This is a genomic window from Labilithrix luteola, assembly GCF_001263205.1.
Taxonomy (GTDB): domain Bacteria; phylum Myxococcota_A; class Polyangia; order Polyangiales; family Polyangiaceae; genus Labilithrix; species Labilithrix luteola.
The window spans coordinates 5,541,174-5,556,308 of the sequence record NZ_CP012333.1 but is presented as its reverse complement, the minus strand read 5'-3'; the positions used below and the strand labels follow the sequence as shown (position 1 = coordinate 5,556,308).

The following is a 15,135-nucleotide window of genomic DNA, read 5'->3' as shown; positions in this document are numbered from 1 at the left end:
CCCCGCTCACGGACACCATGTCCGATCGCGATGCCGTTGGCGACTCGAGCTCTCCCAACCACTACGGTGTTCTGCGGGTGCCCGCGTCGGCCAAATGGCCTATGCCGGCTCGTACCGAAGGGGCCGGCGGATGCCTAGAATGGATTTGTTCCGCGAGCGCGAGCGGATCGCTCGGTTTTTCCCTGGGAAGCGTGAGCTTCTTCGCGGACGAATTCGATGGCGGGTTGGTGAACATCGTGGTCAAAACTTACCCGTGCCATCGGCCTCGCAGTTCCTCCTGTGGCGAATCGAGACGACCAGTTCGAGCAGGAGCAAGAACGTTCTAGACGCGCGCTCTGCACTGCCCGGAGGCGCATGAACGGGGCGCGCTCGTCGAGCCGCGAGACCGCCTCCCTGGAGTCTTTGACGGCGCTCGCCACCGTCCTCGACCTCGTGAACGGTCTCGCGCCCGAGAAGAGCCTTCTCACCGGGCTCTTCGCCATGGATCTGGCGTGCGAGCTCGCGCTCCCCGATGTCCAGCGGAGAGCAGCGTTCTATGCTGGGCTCCTGCGCCAGCTCGGGTGCACGGCCTATGCAGGCGAGTGGTCGCGCCTTGGCAACGACATCGCACTTCGACGCGCCATCCTTCATGGCGACGACATGTCCGACGTCCATCTCGCCCGTTCGGTGACCCGGGCGAACACTTCGTTGAAGGGCGGTGTCACGGGACTTGCGCGCCTCCTTTCGTCGTCCCGGCGCCTACGACCCCAGTGGTATGCGGCGAGCTGCGATGCGGGTCGCATCCTTGCCGAGGGCCTCGGATTCGGCGTCGAGGTGACTCGAGCGCTCGACGAGATCCACGAGCGCTGGGACGGCGCAGGAGGTCCGAACGGACTCGTGGGTGACGCGGCCTCCATCGTCGGTCGCATCGGCCAGGTCGCTCACGTCGCCGTTGTCTTCTTCCTCGACGGCGACGTGAAAATGGCTCGCGACGCCCTCGAGCTTCAATCCGGCCGTGCACTCGACCCAGTGCTGACGAAGCTCGCCCTGTCGCTCACGCCCCTCCTCGCGACGCTCGCCGAGGGGCGCCTCGAGGCGGCTGAGGCCGTGCTTGGCGCTGCGCCGCCGCCTCTCACCGCGCCAAAGCTCGCAGCGGCGTTCGGTGACTTTGCGGATCTTCAGACGCCGTCGACGGTCGGTCACTCGCGAGCCGTCGCCTCGGTGTGCGACGCGGTCGCGGAAAACGTCGGCGTCACCGGCGACGATCGCGCGCGCCTCGCCCTCGCCGCGCGGCTGCACGATCTCGGGCAAGTGCTGGTCCCTACGGGGATCTGGCTCCAGAAGACCTGGACGGCCCACGAGCGCGATGCAGCGAACACTCACCCGATGATGACGGAGCGCCTCTTGAGCGCATCGCCGATGTTGAAAGACGTGGCGCGACTCGCGGGAGCTCACCACGAACGTCTCGACGGAAGCGGCTATCCGCGAAACCTGAGCGCGTCCGGCCTCTCACGGGCCGAACGATTGCTCGCCGCCGCGGACGTCTGGGTCGGGTTGCGAGAGCCACGCGCGCACCGCGCCGCCTTCGAGTTGAGCGAGGCGCGACGGCTCCTGCAGACGGAGGCCAAAGAGGGTCGGCTGGATCCGGACTGCGTATGCGCGCTCCTCGGTGCCGAATCACCCGACGGCCGGCCCAAACCGCGGGCCTCGTCCGATCTCACCTCGCGCGAGCTCGAGGTGCTCCGATTGCTCGCGCGAGGAGCGACGAACAAGGAGATCGCCCGCACACTCCGGATCTCGGACCGGACCGTCCAGCATCACACGATCCACATCTACCAGAAGCTCGGTGTGCGCTCGCGCGCGGGCGCTGTCCTGACCGCCCTCAAAACCGGTCTCGTCTGACGCGCACGTCGGTCGAGCTGAACTGACGTGACCACAACGCGGTCCAATGCGGACGGCTCGAACGTGCGTATCACCAGAGCAACGGCGGCTGGCGAAAGGTGACGGAGCGGAACGCGGGATCGCTCCGGTCGCATCACCGCAGTCTCATCGGAGGCGCTCGTGCTCGCCGCGTGCTCTCCGAGCGCACTGGCGCGTACCAGGCCGCCAACCGTCCCGACAGTCACGGAAGCAAGAAGGAGGTCGAACATGGGAACGATCACCACGAACGACGGCACGCAGATCTTCTACAAGGACTGGGGCAAGGGACGACCGGTCGTCTTCAGTCACGGCTGGCCTCTGAGCTCGGATATTTGGGACGAGCAGATGTTCCACCTCGCGTCGAACGGGTTCCGCGCGGTCGCGCATGATCGCCGGGGCCACGGCCGTTCGACCCAGCCCTGGAACGGAAACGACATGGACACGTATGCCGATGACTTGGCTGCGGTGTTGGAGTCACTCGACCTTCGCGACGCGATGCTTGTTGGACATTCCACGGGCGGCGGCGAAGTGGTGCGCTACCTTGCCCGCCACGGCACGAAGCGCGTCTCGAGGGCAGTCCTCGTCGGAGCCATTCCTCCGCTCATGCTCAAGACGCCAGCGAATCCGGGCGGCCTTCCTATCTCGGTATTCGACGACATCCGTTCGAACGTGCTCACGAACCGCTCGCAGTTCTACCAAGACCTGAGCGCGCCGTTCTACGGAACGAATCGCCCCAATTCGAAGGTTCCGCAAGGCGTTCGCGATCAGTTTTGGTTGCTCGGCATGCAGGTCGGGGTGAAGGCCGCGTACGACTGCGTCCGCGCCTTCTCCGAGTCCGACTTCACGGAGGACCTCAAGAAGATCGACGTCCCCATGCTGGTGATTCATGGCGACGACGACCAGGTCGTGCCGATCGACGATTCGGCGAAGCTGGCCGTGAAGCTCCTTCGTCGAGGCACCTTGAAGGTTTACGAGGGCGCGCCGCATGGACTTTGGGCGACGCATCTCGACCAGTTCAACCAGGACCTTTTGGCCTTCGCAAAGGGTTGACGTCTACCGTCGCACCGAGCATCGCGAATAGCGCCTGCCAGCACCTCGCCGGACCGATGCACTCCAAAACGCAATTCGGTTCCATCGCGCGGATGGTGATCAGGCGCTGTTCTTCCGACCTGGCGGCGACTCAGTGCTTGTGATGCGCATGGCCGCCTGAGTGGTGGTTGGCTCCTGGGCGCGCCGTGCCGACGCGCAGGACGAAGGGGACCGTCACCACTGCACCGCGACGCTGCATCTGGGCCCACAGCTTGTAGAGGCCCGGGCGCGGGAACACGGCGTGTGCGGATACCCTCGATGCGGTTTGGGCATCCTCGAGAGCGTGGACATGGACGAAGTCTTCGCCGTCCGCGCTCAGCACCATGAAGTGAGCCTTCGCTCCGAGGTAGAGTTCGAGGTCCGCGACCGGCAGGCCGGTCTCCGCGTCCGTGGCATCGAAGTGGAGCATGGCGCCTTCACCCGCGTGGAGTTCGCCTTCGATCTTCAACGCGAGCTCGAGGCCATCCACGCGCTGCCTGAGGGGCGACTTCGCCAAAACCTCTGCAGGGCGTTTCACGGCGCCCTCGACGTGCACGCGATGCCGATCCACGATCTGGCCGCGACCGGGCTGCTGGTAGTCGACGACGAGGAGGTACTCGCCCCCCTCCTCGAACGTGTGCTCGAGGCGGAAGCCGTCGCCATCCGCCACGGGATGCACGTGCGCGAAGTGATGGAGGTCCGTGGAGACGATCATCAGGTGCATGGGCTTCTCGTGCGAGTGCGCCAGCTCGGGGACGGCTCGGCCCGATTCATCCTGAACCGTGAGACGGAGCGTCATCGGCTGACCGGCCTGAGGCTGCGAAGGATTCGTCTGAACACTGCTGTGGTACATGGTTCCGTCCTCTTGACGTGCGTGGTGGGTCGCGGGCCGTGTGCCCGCCCTTCAATCCCGAAGACGCACCACCTGCCCGTCGATTACAGGCGAAGCCGCCGATGACGTGCGGGACGAGAAAGAACGCGCGGGCTGTAAGAGCGAGGCGGGTGCTGCGTCAGCAGGAGTGAAGGCCGAAGAAATCGGCCAAAGCCCAGCAGCAGCACACCGACAACGCCAGCCATGCCTAACCACGATCACCACCACCACCACCACACGCACGGCGCGCATCGAGCCACCCCGAAGGTGACGTCCTCGGCCTCGAATGGCCCGAGCGCAGCCGACGTCGAATACACGTGCCCGATGCACCCGGAGGTCGTGCAGAAGGGCCCGGGCAGCTGCCCGATCTGCGGAATGGCGCTGGAGCCGAAGGCGATTACGGCAGAGGTGCCCGAGGACCACGAGCTGAAGGACATGACCCGCCGCTTCGCGGTGAGTGTCGCGCTCTCGCTGCCACTCCTGGCGATCGCGATGGGGCACATGCTCGTCCCCGCGCTCGACGCCGCCTTGCCCGGTCACGTGCGCGTCTGGATCGAGTTCGTGCTCGCCACGCCCGTCGTGCTGTGGGGCGCATGGCCGTTTTTCGTGCGCTTCGCGTCGTCGCTCCGTACGCGCAACCTCAACATGTTCACGCTGATCGGTCTCGGCGTGGGCGTCGGGTATCTCTACAGCGTCGCCGCGTTGCTCATGCCCGGGGCCTTTCCGGCGCAGCTCAAAGACGCGCACGGCATGGTCGGCGTCTACTTCGAGGCATCGGCGGTCATCACTGCGCTCGTCCTCCTCGGTCAGGTTCTCGAACTACGTGCGCGCAGCCGTACCGGAGCCGCCGTGCGCGCGCTGCTGGGCTTGTCGCCGAAAACCGCGCGCGTCGTCACCGAGAACGGCGACGAAGAGGTTCCGGTCGAGTCCATCACCGAGGGCGACCGCTTGCGCATTCGCCCGGGCGAGAAGGTCCCCGTCGACGCCGTCGTCATCGAAGGCGAGAGCGCGGTCGACGAATCGATGATCACGGGCGAGCCGATCCCCGTCGACAAGAGGCCGGGAGACACCATCATCGGCGGCACGCTCAACGCCCAAGGTTCGGTCGTCGCACGGGCCACGAAGGTCGGCAAGGACACGCTCCTATCGCAGATCGTGCAGCAGGTCGCCGACGCCCAGCGTTCTCGCGCGCCCATCCAGCAGCTCGCCGATCAAGTGTCCGCGGTGTTCGTCCCGGTCGTCATCCTCATCGCGGTGGCTACGTTGATCGGGTGGTGGCTCTTCGGTGGCGACGCCCGCGCGCTCGCCGTCACGAACGCAGTCGCCGTGCTCATCATCGCGTGCCCTTGCGCGCTCGGCCTCGCGACGCCAATCTCGATCATGGTCGCCATGGGCCGCGGCGCCTCTGCCGGCATCCTCTTCAAGGACGCGGAAGCGATCGAGACCCTCCGCAAGATCGACACGCTCGTCGTCGACAAGACCGGCACGCTCACGCTCGGCAAGCCGCGTCTGGTTGGCGTGTGGGCGGCTCAGGGCATCGACGAGAACCACGCCCTACGGCTCGCGGCGTCCCTCGAGCAAGCCAGCGAACATCCGATTGGCGCGGCCATCGCCCTCGGCGCGAAGGAGCGCGGGCTGACGCTCGCCAAGCCCGAGCGATTCGAGTCGATGTCAGGCAAGGGGATCCGCGGACGCGTCGACGGTCGAGACATCGTCATCGGCATCCCGCAGCTCTTCGGCGAGCTCGGCATCGCCGGCGTGCCGAACGCCGCGGCTCTCGACGAGCGGCGCGGTCAGGGTCAGACGGCCATGCTGGTCGGCGTCGACGGAACCTTCGCCGCCATCGTCGCCGTGGCAGATCCCATCAAAGAGAGCACTCCGGCGGCCCTCACCGCGCTCCGTGACGAGGGCGTGCGCGTGGTCATGCTCACGGGCGACAGCAAGACCACCGCAAAGGCCGTTGCTGCGAAGCTCGGCATCGACGAGGTCGTCGCCGAGGTGCTTCCCGGAGAGAAGGCGAAGGTCGTCGCACGGCTCAAGAGCGAGGGTCGCTTCGTCGCGATGGCCGGAGACGGCATCAACGATGCCCCCGCCCTCGCGACCGCGCACGTCGGTATCGCGATGGGGACCGGAACGGACGTCGCGATGCACTCCGCACACGTGACGCTCGTGAAGGGTGACCTGCGCGGCATTGCCCGTGCCCGCACGCTCTCGCGCGCCACGATGAAGAACATCAAGCAGAACCTCTTCTTCGCGTTCGTCTACAACGCGTTGGGACTGCCCATCGCGGCAGGCGCGCTCTACCCGCTCGCAGGAGTGCTCCTCAGCCCCATGCTCGCAGCGTTGGCGATGAGTTTGAGCTCGGTGTCCGTCATCGGCAATGCCTTGCGACTGCGAGGGGTCCAGCTACGATGACGTGAGACGAACGAAGTGGGCTACGGCCGTCGGGGGCTCCATGGATTCACGCTTAACGAGAGAGATCTTGCGAATCGGTGGTGCGGCGGTATTCGTGGCCGCGTTCGCGGCCTGCGGCCAATCGAACGACGGCGCCGGCCAGGTCGACGACGCGTTGCGGACTTGCCCTGGCTCGACGCCTCGGGCAGACGCTCGCGAAGCTAGCCAATGCCCCTACCTCTGGGGAGAGCAGTGCTTCGCCTCCGCGCAAGCGGCCTGTGAGTGTGCGGGGTGTCCCGCGACGTGCATCACATTCGAATCTGTCCCAACCCAGATTCAGTGCGCAGGCGAAGCTTCGACCGGCGGTGATGGCGGATCGGCCAGCGACCCAGGAAAACCCGCCCCGTAACAGGCTGATCACGCGCGCGCGAAGTCTTCCTCGAGTCGTCGCATCAGCTCGGCATACGCCAGTTTCGCGCTTTCGCTGGGGCGCGAGGGATTTCCAGGATCGGCCTCGAAGTCGGTCGGGCTCAGGCCCTGGGCTTGCAGATCGGCGACGAGTTGACGGACACGCTGCACCGCAGCGAGGCGAGGTTCGAGGGGACCTCCTTCCCGCTCGTGTCGATCGTAGAGACGGCAGGCGAAGCTGCGGCAGGCGGTGGGCCGCTCGCGGTAGATGGAGCACACATGCTCCGGTCCCGAACGGGTGTCACGCACCGAAAGCGCCGTGCAGGGTTGCTCGAAGCCTCTCTCGCTGTCGAGCACGAGGAGTCGGTTTCGGCGAGCGGACGCGGCCTCTCCCGGAGCAAGCGGGACGCGCCCGAAGAGAGAGCCGTCACAACAGAGCCCGCAGGCCTGACAAAGGGTCGCTAGTTCGGCGTCCACGTCGCTCAAGCTACGCTGCCTTTCCAAGCTAGACGAGCATCGTTCCAACTTCTTCACGTGAGGGTCGTCCGGAACGAGTATGTCTTCGTCACGAAGAGGGAGGACCCGACGATGGACGAGGTCGTTCGACGGCTCGAAACGTGGCTGCGTGAGAATCATCCCGAGGCGCTCGCCGGACTCCAAGCGGGACTCTCCGACGCGGAGATCTCGAAGCACGAGAAGAAGCTCGGCGTGACACTCCCCGACGGAATGAGAGCGCTCTATCGCTGGCGAAACGGCAATTCGGAGGACTCTTTCGAAGCCATTCAGCACAACCGAAATCTCATGCCGCTCGAGGAAGCGGTCGAGAGGCACGAAGAGCTCGCCGAGCTCGCCGAGGCTGGCGAATTCGATTCCGAGGATTGGTGGCACGCGGCGTGGGTGCCCTTTCTCCACAATGGCGGCGGTAGCTTGCTCGTCTGGGATCCGAAAGGGAGTTTTCCGCACGCAGGCGGCAAGCCTGGTCAGGTGCTCGAGTTCTGGAACAAGGATAGCGATCGCGACATCGTTGCTCCGAGCTTCGACGCTTGGCTGACGTCGTTCGTCGAGTCTCTCGAGGCAGGACTCTGGAAGTTCGACAAGGAGGACGGCAACGTCGAAGAACGCGAAGGCCTGGAAGCGTTCTTGGCCGAACGACTGCCGGGATATCCCATCGAGCCTATCGATCGCGATGACTGACTGAGTCTGGCCCGCGGCGGGCATCCCAGCGACGTCGCTGCTGCTGGAAGCCGTAGAGATGCATTTCGACATACGCAGCGGTTTACGTAAACATCAGCACCTTTGATTGGATATTCGTCACGTGCATCAATGGGCTGATGAAACGCAAGATCACGCATGCTGCTGCACTCGCATTGCTTGTCGCTATCGTCGGTGTGGGCACGCTGCCTGCCGAGCGCGCGGACGCTCAAGGCGCGACCGGGTCCGTCTACATCCTGAACTTCCGAGCTTATAACGGTCAATTCGTCGTCGCCGAATGGGGCGGCGGTCGAGAGGTCAAAGCGGACCGCAACGCTGCCGGTGATTGGGAGCGGTTCGTCGTGATCGACCTGAACGGCGGCGACCTCGTCTCCGGCGACAAGGTTCACGTGCGCGCGCAAAATAAGAAGTACGTCGTCGCCGAGAACGGGATGGTGAAGGCCAATCGCGACGCTGCCGGCACGTGGGAGACCTTCACGATCACCAAAGTGGGTGGGAGCGGCCCCCTTCATTCGAACGACAAGATCAATCTGCGCGCGTGGGACGGCCGATACGTCGTCGCCGAGCGCGGAGGCGGCGCGGAGGTCAAGGCGGACCGCACCAAGGCCGCCGAGTGGGAGACCTTTACGGTCACGGTTCGGAACCGCCTCACGACCGATCCGAGCCCGCTCGGTACCACGTGGTCACCGTCTGCGCCGCCGCCGCCCCCTGCCCCGCCGCTGCCGCCCGACGGCTACACGCTCGTCGGTCAGCCTGGATGTGACATCTACGGAGATCCCTCGAGCTCCGCGAGCAGTCTCGGATTCGACTCGGCCGGCTACTACTGCTGCAAGATGGCCCAAGGCTCGAGCAGCGCCCGGTGCGGGAACGACCACCACGAGTACCCGGCCAATTGCATGCAATATGCACCATACGGACAGCTCCTTCAGCCCTACGGTTGCGTACGGAGAAATTGAAGGCGTCGTGTTTACGTAAATCCTTGCGCGCTGGCCACACCACGCGAGCCTTCCTAGGCTCGTGCCATGATCCTTCGTCGTTGGACTTCGGTCGTGGCCATTGTTTGCGTCGTCGTCCCCGCATGCACGCCCAGTTCACCGGCTTCGTCGAGCTCGTCTGGGCCATCGGGTTCGTCAGGATCGGACGCGGGCTCGTCGGGCTCGAGCGGCATCGCTGGTGACGGCTCGCAACTCGCCGACGGCACGCTCCTCTACCTCCGCCACGAGGGAAAGGATCACGACCTCGTCGTCGCGCGCGATCTCACGAGCGGCGACGAGCGCGTCGTCACCGATCTGACTGGCGACGGCAGTCCGGGCTGGGAAATCCAGGGGTATTCGCTCTCGCCGGATCGCCGCCGGATTGCCATCGCCTCACTCTACGGCCCGACGGCGGAGGACACCGCGACGGGCCTCGCGACGCGAGCGATCTGGACGCTCGCCGTCGACGGCACGGACTTTCGCCGCCTCACACCGACTTTCCCCAAAGACGCTCAAGGCCGAAGAGGGTTCACCTACGACGTCGCAAACCCGATGTGGAACGCAGACGGCTCTCGGCTGCTCTACGACTTCGGCAGTTACTGGCAAGACAGCACGGGCCTGGCGGGAGGTTCGGTCCCCTGGATCGTTCCGACCGACGGAGGCGCGCCGCCGTCGAGCTTTCCCACCTCGTTCGGCTGTTCGGTTCTCCATCCGGCTCGCAACCCAGCGACCGGCGAGTTTCTCCTCATCCACAGCGTGTGCGTCCCCGGACAAGGCGACGGCGACGGTCTCTACCTTTACCCCGCGGACGGCAGCACGAAGCCGAAGAAGCTCGTCGCGTCTGGTCGCAGCGCCGGAAACGTGGACGTCTTTCTCGAAAAGGCGAGCTGGATCTCGGACGGGAGCGGCTTTCTCTTCATCGGAGGGACTTCGGACGTCGACTGGAAGCCGAGCCTCCTCGCGTACGACATGAAGGCCGGCACGGTGTCGTCGCTCGTCGTGCCGCCCGAGGGCTCGACGATCTACAGCGCGGCGATCTCGCCCGACACGTCGAAGATCGTCTACTGCATCCGCAACGACGTCGACTCGACGCTGAATCTCCACCTCGTCGACGTCAGCGCAGCGTCGGCGACCGACACCGCGATCACGACGGATGGCAAGAGCTGCTATCCGTCCTTCTGACGCTCCTTGACCAGCGCGTCGAACCGCGCGAGCGCCTCGCGCCGCGTGGTGGCTCCGAGCTTCCGGATCGCCCGATGGAGCAGCACGCGCACCGTCGACGTCGCGAGCCCGAGCTCGTACGCGATGACTTTGTCCGTGTGGCCCAGGTGTGCTTGGGTCATCACCTGGTGCTCGCGCTCGCTGAGATCCGTACGCGGCGGCCGCGTGGGCGGGGAGTTCTCCACGGCAAGAACGAAACGCCGCCCGTCGGTATCGAAGTCGTCGATCAGCGACCAGCGCGAGCCGACGAGCGGCCGCCAGCGCCTCGTCGCGAGCTCGACGTCGGCACGCATCTTCTTGGTGCGCGCCTGGTCGAACGCCAGCGTCGCGCGTCGGAGCTCTTCCCGCGACTCGACGACACCGTCATTCCCGTCGAGCAGCGCGCCGGTCGGCGACAAAACCGCAGACGCCTTGGGCTTCGAACGCTGCGCGCTCCTCCGCAAGCGGAGCCCAGACGCGAGGTGCGCGGAGAATCTCGTGAAGAGCGTGATACGCGCCGCCGAGACCTTCGTCGTCGATGGCAACGGCGCTCCCAGCCAGAGCCCTTGGCCGCTCGCATCGAGCGCATTCACAGCGAAGGTATCGCGTGATCTTCCGATGTGAGCGAAGAATGGCAAATAGGGACGCATCTTCGCGACAGCGCTCGCCTGGCCGCACATCATGTGCCTCCAGGTCTCGAACCCCGTAGGATACGGCGGGCCGGCGTATCCCGCGGCTTCCACCGCCGCGTAGTAGGGAGGGAGCCAACTCGGATCGAAGCGCTTCGATGTGGCGAAGTGATCGATGACCGGGCGCTCGCCGTCTTTCGCGTCGTACGTGTACGCGATGACCCCGAGCCCGCGGTCGAGCAGTGGTACGGCCGCTTCGACGAGGTGACGAACGTACTCGGGGCCGTCGAGATCGAGCCGGTAGCTCGCTGCGAGACAATCGAGGAGCGCGCCTTCCTTCGTCATGCCCACCTCGTCGTAGAGAAGCACAAAGTGCCTAGCTCGTCTCGGCGCTTCTCGCTCCGCTACGTGACGCGACGATGGCGTTCTCAGAAGCCCGCGTAGATGAAGGGCTGCGCGGCGCCGCTGACCAGGGCGAGGCACGTCACGGCGACCGCCATGGCGGGCCATAGGATCCACGGACGTTCGAGGGCCGAGCGTCGCATCGCGTGATCGAGGAGATGGCCGAAGACGACCGCCGCAACGCACGCGGCGATCACCGAGAGCGAACCGCGCACAGCCCCCGAAGGCGCCCGAAACGCGTGCAGCGCCACGAAGTAGCGACCGGCGGCGGAGACATCCCGCGCACGGAACAAGACGTAGCCCATGAATACCAGGTAGAGCGTGAGCGCCGTCTGAGCGACGCGGCGGATCCCACGCACCTCGTCGTCGCCGCCTACGCGTCGAGAGAGCCAGTCGGTGCCGGCGAGGAGCACGCCGTGATAAAGACCGTAGAGCGCGAAGAGCGGGCTCAGACCGTGCCAGAGGCCGGCGACGATCCACGTCGCGACGAGGTTCGTGTAGCGACGCCGACGAAGGCGGACGCCGAGCGGTATGTACACGTAGTCACGCAGCCAGCTCGACAGCGAGATGTGCCAGCGGCGCCAGAAGTCGGCCGGAGACGTGGCGAGGTATGGCAAATCGAAGTTCGGCGGCAGATCGAGCCCGAGGAGCAGCGCGAGCGCCGTGGCCATGTCCGTGTATCCCGAGAAGTCGCCGTAGAGCTGGGCGGCATACGCGAAGAGCCCGGTCCAAGCCTCGAGCGACGAGATGGGATGGACTGCGTCGAACGCTGCGTCGGCGACGGGGGCGAGCTTGTCGGCGATGCCCTTCTTGACGAGCCCCACCATGAAGAGGAGCAGCGCCCTCCGCGCGGTGGGCCACGCCACGGCGTCGACCTTTTCGACGAGCGGCACGAGGAACGAGGAGCGGACGATCGGCCCGGCGAGCAGATGCGGGAAGAGCGTGAACGAGGCGAGGAACGAGACGAGGTTCTGCGGCGGCTCGTACACACGGCGGTGCACGTCGATCAGACAGCCGATGGCCTGGAGCGTGTAGAACGAGACGCCGAGAGGAACCGCGACCTGAAGGAGCGACGAGGAGCCGACCCCCAGCGCCGAGAGCGCGTGGGCCGCCGGGGCCGCGCCCTTGAAGAAGACGAAGACGAGCAGGTCGACACCGACGCCGACCCAGAGCAGGACGTCCCGGCGGAAGGCGATCGTCTCGCGATGGATGTACGAGGCGATGACGAAGGTGAAGACGCCGAGGCCGACGAGCAGCGGGACGTAGCGAGGATTGAGCGTTGCGTAGAAGGCAACACTGCCGGCCACGAGCATCCAGCGCTTCCACGGCGACGGCGCCGCCGAGTAGACGAGGAAGAAGATCGCGAAGAGGGCGATGAACGCGCCGCTATCGAGACGCATGGTGGTCCTTCTGCACCATGGGGCGCAGGCGCGACGCGAGGAGCGCAGAGAAGCGCTCGGCGGCGAGCGGATTCAAGTGCGTACGATCCCCGAAGTCGGCGGAGGTCACCGAGCCGTCGTTGAAGTCGAGGATCCTTGCGCCTCCCTCGCGGGCAATCCGAGCGGCAATGGCCCGCCACTGCGCGCTCTGCGCGGGCGGCACGCTCGCCAGAACGGCAGGATTCATGATGTCGCGGAGGACGAAGACGTCGTCGCTCACCGCCGCGATCTCGCGCACCGCCGCGATCATCGTGCGGACTTCGTTCTCGTCGACGTTGTCGGGCGCCTTCGCGAAAGGATCGGGAGGAACAGCCGGGGGCGGCGGCGACGAGACGTCGCTCGGCTGCAGCGCGATCATCCGCTCGAGCGATGCGCGAGTGCCCGGCAGCCCGAAATCGAGTCCGCCGCGCGTCGCGGGATTCCAGGGTGGAACGCCGCGTGGAAACCGAGCGCGGAGCTCGTCGCAGAAGGACGCGAGTGCGGCTGTCGCCTCCTTGCCCTCCGGCGGCTGCTTGAGGCCCGAGTTGCATGCGGGCAGCCGCGCCTCGATCGCCTCCTCGATCCAGAGACCGACGCGCGAAGGGCGAACGTTGCCGAAGAAGAGCAGCCCGAGACCGTCACCGAGCGCACCGAGCGGATCGACGTGTGCGCGATCGACGAGCACCTCGGGGCTGGCGAAGGTGAAGGCCTGATCCGGCATGGCCTTGCGTGCGGCGCGGATCGCGTCGCGATTGATGTCAGGCTCCGCGATGCCGACGACGGCGAGCCCGACCCGTTTGTGCTTGGCCTCGAAGGTCCTTCGGATGTCCTTGGCCATCGCAAGGGCCGTCTCGGGCTGGAAGAGCAGCTGCCCAAGGTTGAACGACACGTAGCGCTTGCCACGCCCGGCAAGCGCCGCGTCGAAGACCGAGGGAACGAATGCTCGCGCCACGCCCGAGCTGCCGAGCACGAGCGCGACGGGCTCGGGGCGATCGGCGATCGAAGGCAAGGCCTCCCGAATCGCCCGCGGACGCGCAACACCGTAGTCGGACGTGTGACCCGGATAAGGCTCGAACGGAGCAAAGCAGGAGGTGGCGATCCGCAGGGGCACGGCCCCGGCAGCGACGACGGCCGCCGCGGCGGCGACGGTTCGAAGGGCGGTCGAGAAGCGCGCCACCACGGTCAAGCTGCGTCGATCCCCTTCTCGTGGAGGAGACGCCGGATCTCCCCCACCGACCGCGCCTTCGCCAGATCGGCCGCCGAAAAGCGAACGTCGTACTCGTCTTCGACCGTGTTCATCAGGTCGAGATGACGGAGGCTATCCCATCGACGGAGCGTCTCTGGACTGGATGCGTCCGAGACGGACGCGATGGGGACGTTCAATGCCCGACCAATCACCTCGAAGAGCGAACGCTTAGCCAAAGACCACCTCACGGAGAACGCCGGGCCAGCGCTCGCGCGCGAAGCCATGCTGGCTGAATAGGGCAAGGACCAGCCGCTCGAGGCCGAAGCCGACGCACGCGGTCGTCGCGATCTCGCCCTCGTTGGTGCGAATACCGAAGGCATCTCCGAAGAGAGTGCCGGCGAAGTTGATCGAGCCGGCGGCGATCGCCTCGGGGCCGGCCTCGACCATCATCTCGTACTTGGCGGCGCGGCTTCGCTGCCAGAGCGCCTTTGCACCGCGCACGGTGGCGAAGAACGGATCGGACGCAGCGACGAGACGGCCGCCGAGGTCCCACGCGTCCATGAGCGAGGTCACCGCCTCGATCATCCGCGTACGCTGCCCCTCGACGTCCTCCGCGGAGCCTACGAAGACAATCTCACGCATCGAGAAATCCCAGAGCCGTTTGAGGCCGGCCATGTTGCGCGACTCGTACCGGAACGCCTTGCCGGAGGTGGTAATGGTGATCCCTCCCGGTGGGAGCGACGCTCCCTCGAGCTCGCGGTAGACGGGCAGGCACACCGCCGGCCGCAGCACGGCATCGGAGTGCGTGAGCGCAGAAGGCTCGGGCACCGCGAGCGTGTCGCTCTCCGCGTTCGCCGCACGGAAGGACTCGATGGCGTCGAAGTCCTCGACGAAATGCGAAGCGAAGCAGACCGAGTGCGGAAACGAACGGAAGTAGCCGCAGCGGACGAGGACCTCCGTGTCGAGCAACGCGGGATGGTCCTCGTCTTCCGCGGAGAAGCGGGTCTTCGCGACGTCGCGGACGGCCTCGTCGAGGAAGCGCCGCAGCGCATAAGCGCCCCCCGCGAGACTCACCTGCCCTCGGCCGAGGACGCGTACCCATTTGCGCTTCTCGAGCTCGGCGAACGCGTCCGACTCGATGGGCAGAGAATCTCTCCGTGTGCGCCGTGCGATCTCTTCCGGCTCGCCGAGGCTCCGGAAGCTGCGGAGCATCGCGCCGACGAGCTTGCCCACCTTGTCGGTCACCTCGGCGCGCGCGCCTTGTTCGCACTCCACCTCGGCGCCGCGACCGTCGGCCGTGACCCGGAAGCTGCGCAACTTCGCGCTCGCGTAGGTGACGCTCTTCTCGAGTTCGGCGACGAGCTCGGGATGGATCGCTTCTTCGAACGAGATCCGAAAGTTCATGCCCGAGCCGGCGCCAGGCGCGCCCCCTCGGCCTCCGTTTGCCCCGCACGCGAACAAACGTCAAGCCCCT

At 66.2% G+C, this 15,135-nt stretch carries 13 protein-coding genes; 6 read left to right on the top strand and 7 right to left on the bottom strand.

Annotated features, from left to right (window positions below):
* Nucleotides 1–354: 354 nt before the first annotated feature.
* Together AKJ09_RS24460 and AKJ09_RS24455 are read left to right on the top strand one after the other, a co-directional pair.
* Nucleotides 355–1,881 carry an HD domain-containing phosphohydrolase gene (locus AKJ09_RS24460; protein ID WP_146649694.1) on the top strand — a complete coding sequence of 509 codons (1,527 nt, stop codon included), beginning with the start codon at nucleotides 355–357 and terminating at the stop codon, nucleotides 1,879–1,881.
* A 246-nt stretch (nucleotides 1,882–2,127) separates the two neighbouring features.
* Nucleotides 2,128–2,949, top strand: a complete 822-nt coding sequence (locus AKJ09_RS24455; RefSeq protein ID WP_146649692.1) for an alpha/beta fold hydrolase — start codon at nucleotides 2,128–2,130, stop codon at nucleotides 2,947–2,949.
* 130 nt (nucleotides 2,950–3,079) lie between these two features.
* Here the strand turns inward: AKJ09_RS24455 and AKJ09_RS24450 are convergent, their stop codons facing one another.
* Nucleotides 3,080–3,820, bottom strand: coding sequence for a hypothetical protein (locus AKJ09_RS24450; protein WP_146649690.1), 741 nt, complete (start codon nucleotides 3,818–3,820; stop codon nucleotides 3,080–3,082).
* A 222-nt stretch (nucleotides 3,821–4,042) separates the two neighbouring features.
* Here AKJ09_RS24450 and AKJ09_RS24445 point away from each other — a divergent pair, with 222 nt between their 5' ends.
* A complete protein-coding gene (locus AKJ09_RS24445; RefSeq protein WP_146649689.1) occupies nucleotides 4,043–6,253 on the top strand; it encodes a copper-transporting P-type ATPase in 2,211 nt (736 codons plus the stop codon).
* Between the two features lie 396 nt (nucleotides 6,254–6,649).
* Here the strand turns inward: AKJ09_RS24445 and AKJ09_RS24440 are convergent, their stop codons facing one another.
* Complete coding sequence (locus tag AKJ09_RS24440; protein WP_240488964.1) at nucleotides 6,650–7,117, bottom strand: YkgJ family cysteine cluster protein; 468 nt, start codon at nucleotides 7,115–7,117, stop codon at nucleotides 6,650–6,652.
* Nucleotides 7,118–7,228: 111 nt separating this feature from the next.
* Between AKJ09_RS24440 and AKJ09_RS24435 the strand changes: the two genes are divergently transcribed.
* From AKJ09_RS24435 to AKJ09_RS24425, 3 genes are all read left to right on the top strand, one after another.
* Entirely contained in the window at nucleotides 7,229–7,834 is a 606-nt protein-coding gene (locus tag AKJ09_RS24435) for an SMI1/KNR4 family protein (protein ID WP_146649685.1), read from the top strand.
* 137 nt (nucleotides 7,835–7,971) lie between these two features.
* Nucleotides 7,972–8,808: a fascin domain-containing protein gene (locus tag AKJ09_RS24430; RefSeq protein ID WP_146649683.1), complete on the top strand. Its 837-nt coding sequence runs from the start codon at nucleotides 7,972–7,974 to the stop codon at nucleotides 8,806–8,808.
* Between the two features lie 66 nt (nucleotides 8,809–8,874).
* A complete protein-coding gene (locus AKJ09_RS24425) occupies nucleotides 8,875–10,008 on the top strand; it encodes a TolB-like translocation protein (protein ID WP_146649681.1) in 1,134 nt (377 codons plus the stop codon).
* Here the strand turns inward: AKJ09_RS24425 and AKJ09_RS24420 are convergent.
* The 5 genes from AKJ09_RS24420 to AKJ09_RS24400 form a co-directional block, all read right to left on the bottom strand.
* Complete coding sequence (locus AKJ09_RS24420) at nucleotides 9,993–11,000, bottom strand: helix-turn-helix transcriptional regulator (protein WP_169927819.1); 1,008 nt, start codon at nucleotides 10,998–11,000, stop codon at nucleotides 9,993–9,995. The two genes, AKJ09_RS24425 and AKJ09_RS24420, sit on opposite strands and share 16 nt — an antisense overlap.
* Nucleotides 11,001–11,083: 83 nt before the next feature.
* Nucleotides 11,084–12,457: an MBOAT family O-acyltransferase gene (locus AKJ09_RS24415; protein ID WP_146649677.1), complete on the bottom strand. Its 1,374-nt coding sequence runs from the start codon at nucleotides 12,455–12,457 to the stop codon at nucleotides 11,084–11,086.
* Nucleotides 12,444–13,655, bottom strand: a complete 1,212-nt coding sequence (locus AKJ09_RS24410) for a hypothetical protein (RefSeq protein ID WP_169927818.1) — start codon at nucleotides 13,653–13,655, stop codon at nucleotides 12,444–12,446. The genes AKJ09_RS24415 and AKJ09_RS24410 overlap by 14 nt, the downstream gene beginning before the upstream one ends.
* Nucleotides 13,656–13,657: 2 nt before the next feature.
* Nucleotides 13,658–13,897, bottom strand: a complete 240-nt coding sequence (locus AKJ09_RS24405) for an acyl carrier protein (protein WP_146649672.1) — start codon at nucleotides 13,895–13,897, stop codon at nucleotides 13,658–13,660.
* A complete protein-coding gene (locus AKJ09_RS24400; RefSeq protein WP_146649670.1) occupies nucleotides 13,890–15,065 on the bottom strand; it encodes a class-II aminoacyl-tRNA synthetase family protein in 1,176 nt (391 codons plus the stop codon). The genes AKJ09_RS24405 and AKJ09_RS24400 overlap by 8 nt, the downstream gene beginning before the upstream one ends.
* Nucleotides 15,066–15,135: the final 70 nt, after the last annotated feature.

What these genes read in the sequence shown, in the direction of transcription:
- AKJ09_RS24460 (WP_146649694.1), top strand. Translation starts at nt 355, where the DNA reads ATGAACGGGGCGCGCTCGTCGAGCCGCGAGACCGCCTCCCTGGAGTCT.
- AKJ09_RS24455 (WP_146649692.1), top strand. Translation starts at nt 2,128, where the DNA reads ATGGGAACGATCACCACGAACGACGGCACGCAGATCTTCTACAAGGAC.
- AKJ09_RS24450 (WP_146649690.1), bottom strand. Translation starts at nt 3,820, where the DNA reads ATGTACCACAGCAGTGTTCAGACGAATCCTTCGCAGCCTCAGGCCGGT.
- AKJ09_RS24445 (WP_146649689.1), top strand. Translation starts at nt 4,043, where the DNA reads ATGCCTAACCACGATCACCACCACCACCACCACACGCACGGCGCGCAT.
- AKJ09_RS24435 (WP_146649685.1), top strand. Translation starts at nt 7,229, where the DNA reads ATGGACGAGGTCGTTCGACGGCTCGAAACGTGGCTGCGTGAGAATCAT.
- AKJ09_RS24430 (WP_146649683.1), top strand. Translation starts at nt 7,972, where the DNA reads ATGAAACGCAAGATCACGCATGCTGCTGCACTCGCATTGCTTGTCGCT.
- AKJ09_RS24425 (WP_146649681.1), top strand. Translation starts at nt 8,875, where the DNA reads ATGATCCTTCGTCGTTGGACTTCGGTCGTGGCCATTGTTTGCGTCGTC.
- AKJ09_RS24420 (WP_169927819.1), bottom strand. Translation starts at nt 11,000, where the DNA reads ATGACGAAGGAAGGCGCGCTCCTCGATTGTCTCGCAGCGAGCTACCGG.
- AKJ09_RS24415 (WP_146649677.1), bottom strand. Translation starts at nt 12,457, where the DNA reads ATGCGTCTCGATAGCGGCGCGTTCATCGCCCTCTTCGCGATCTTCTTC.
- AKJ09_RS24400 (WP_146649670.1), bottom strand. Translation starts at nt 15,065, where the DNA reads ATGAACTTTCGGATCTCGTTCGAAGAAGCGATCCATCCCGAGCTCGTC.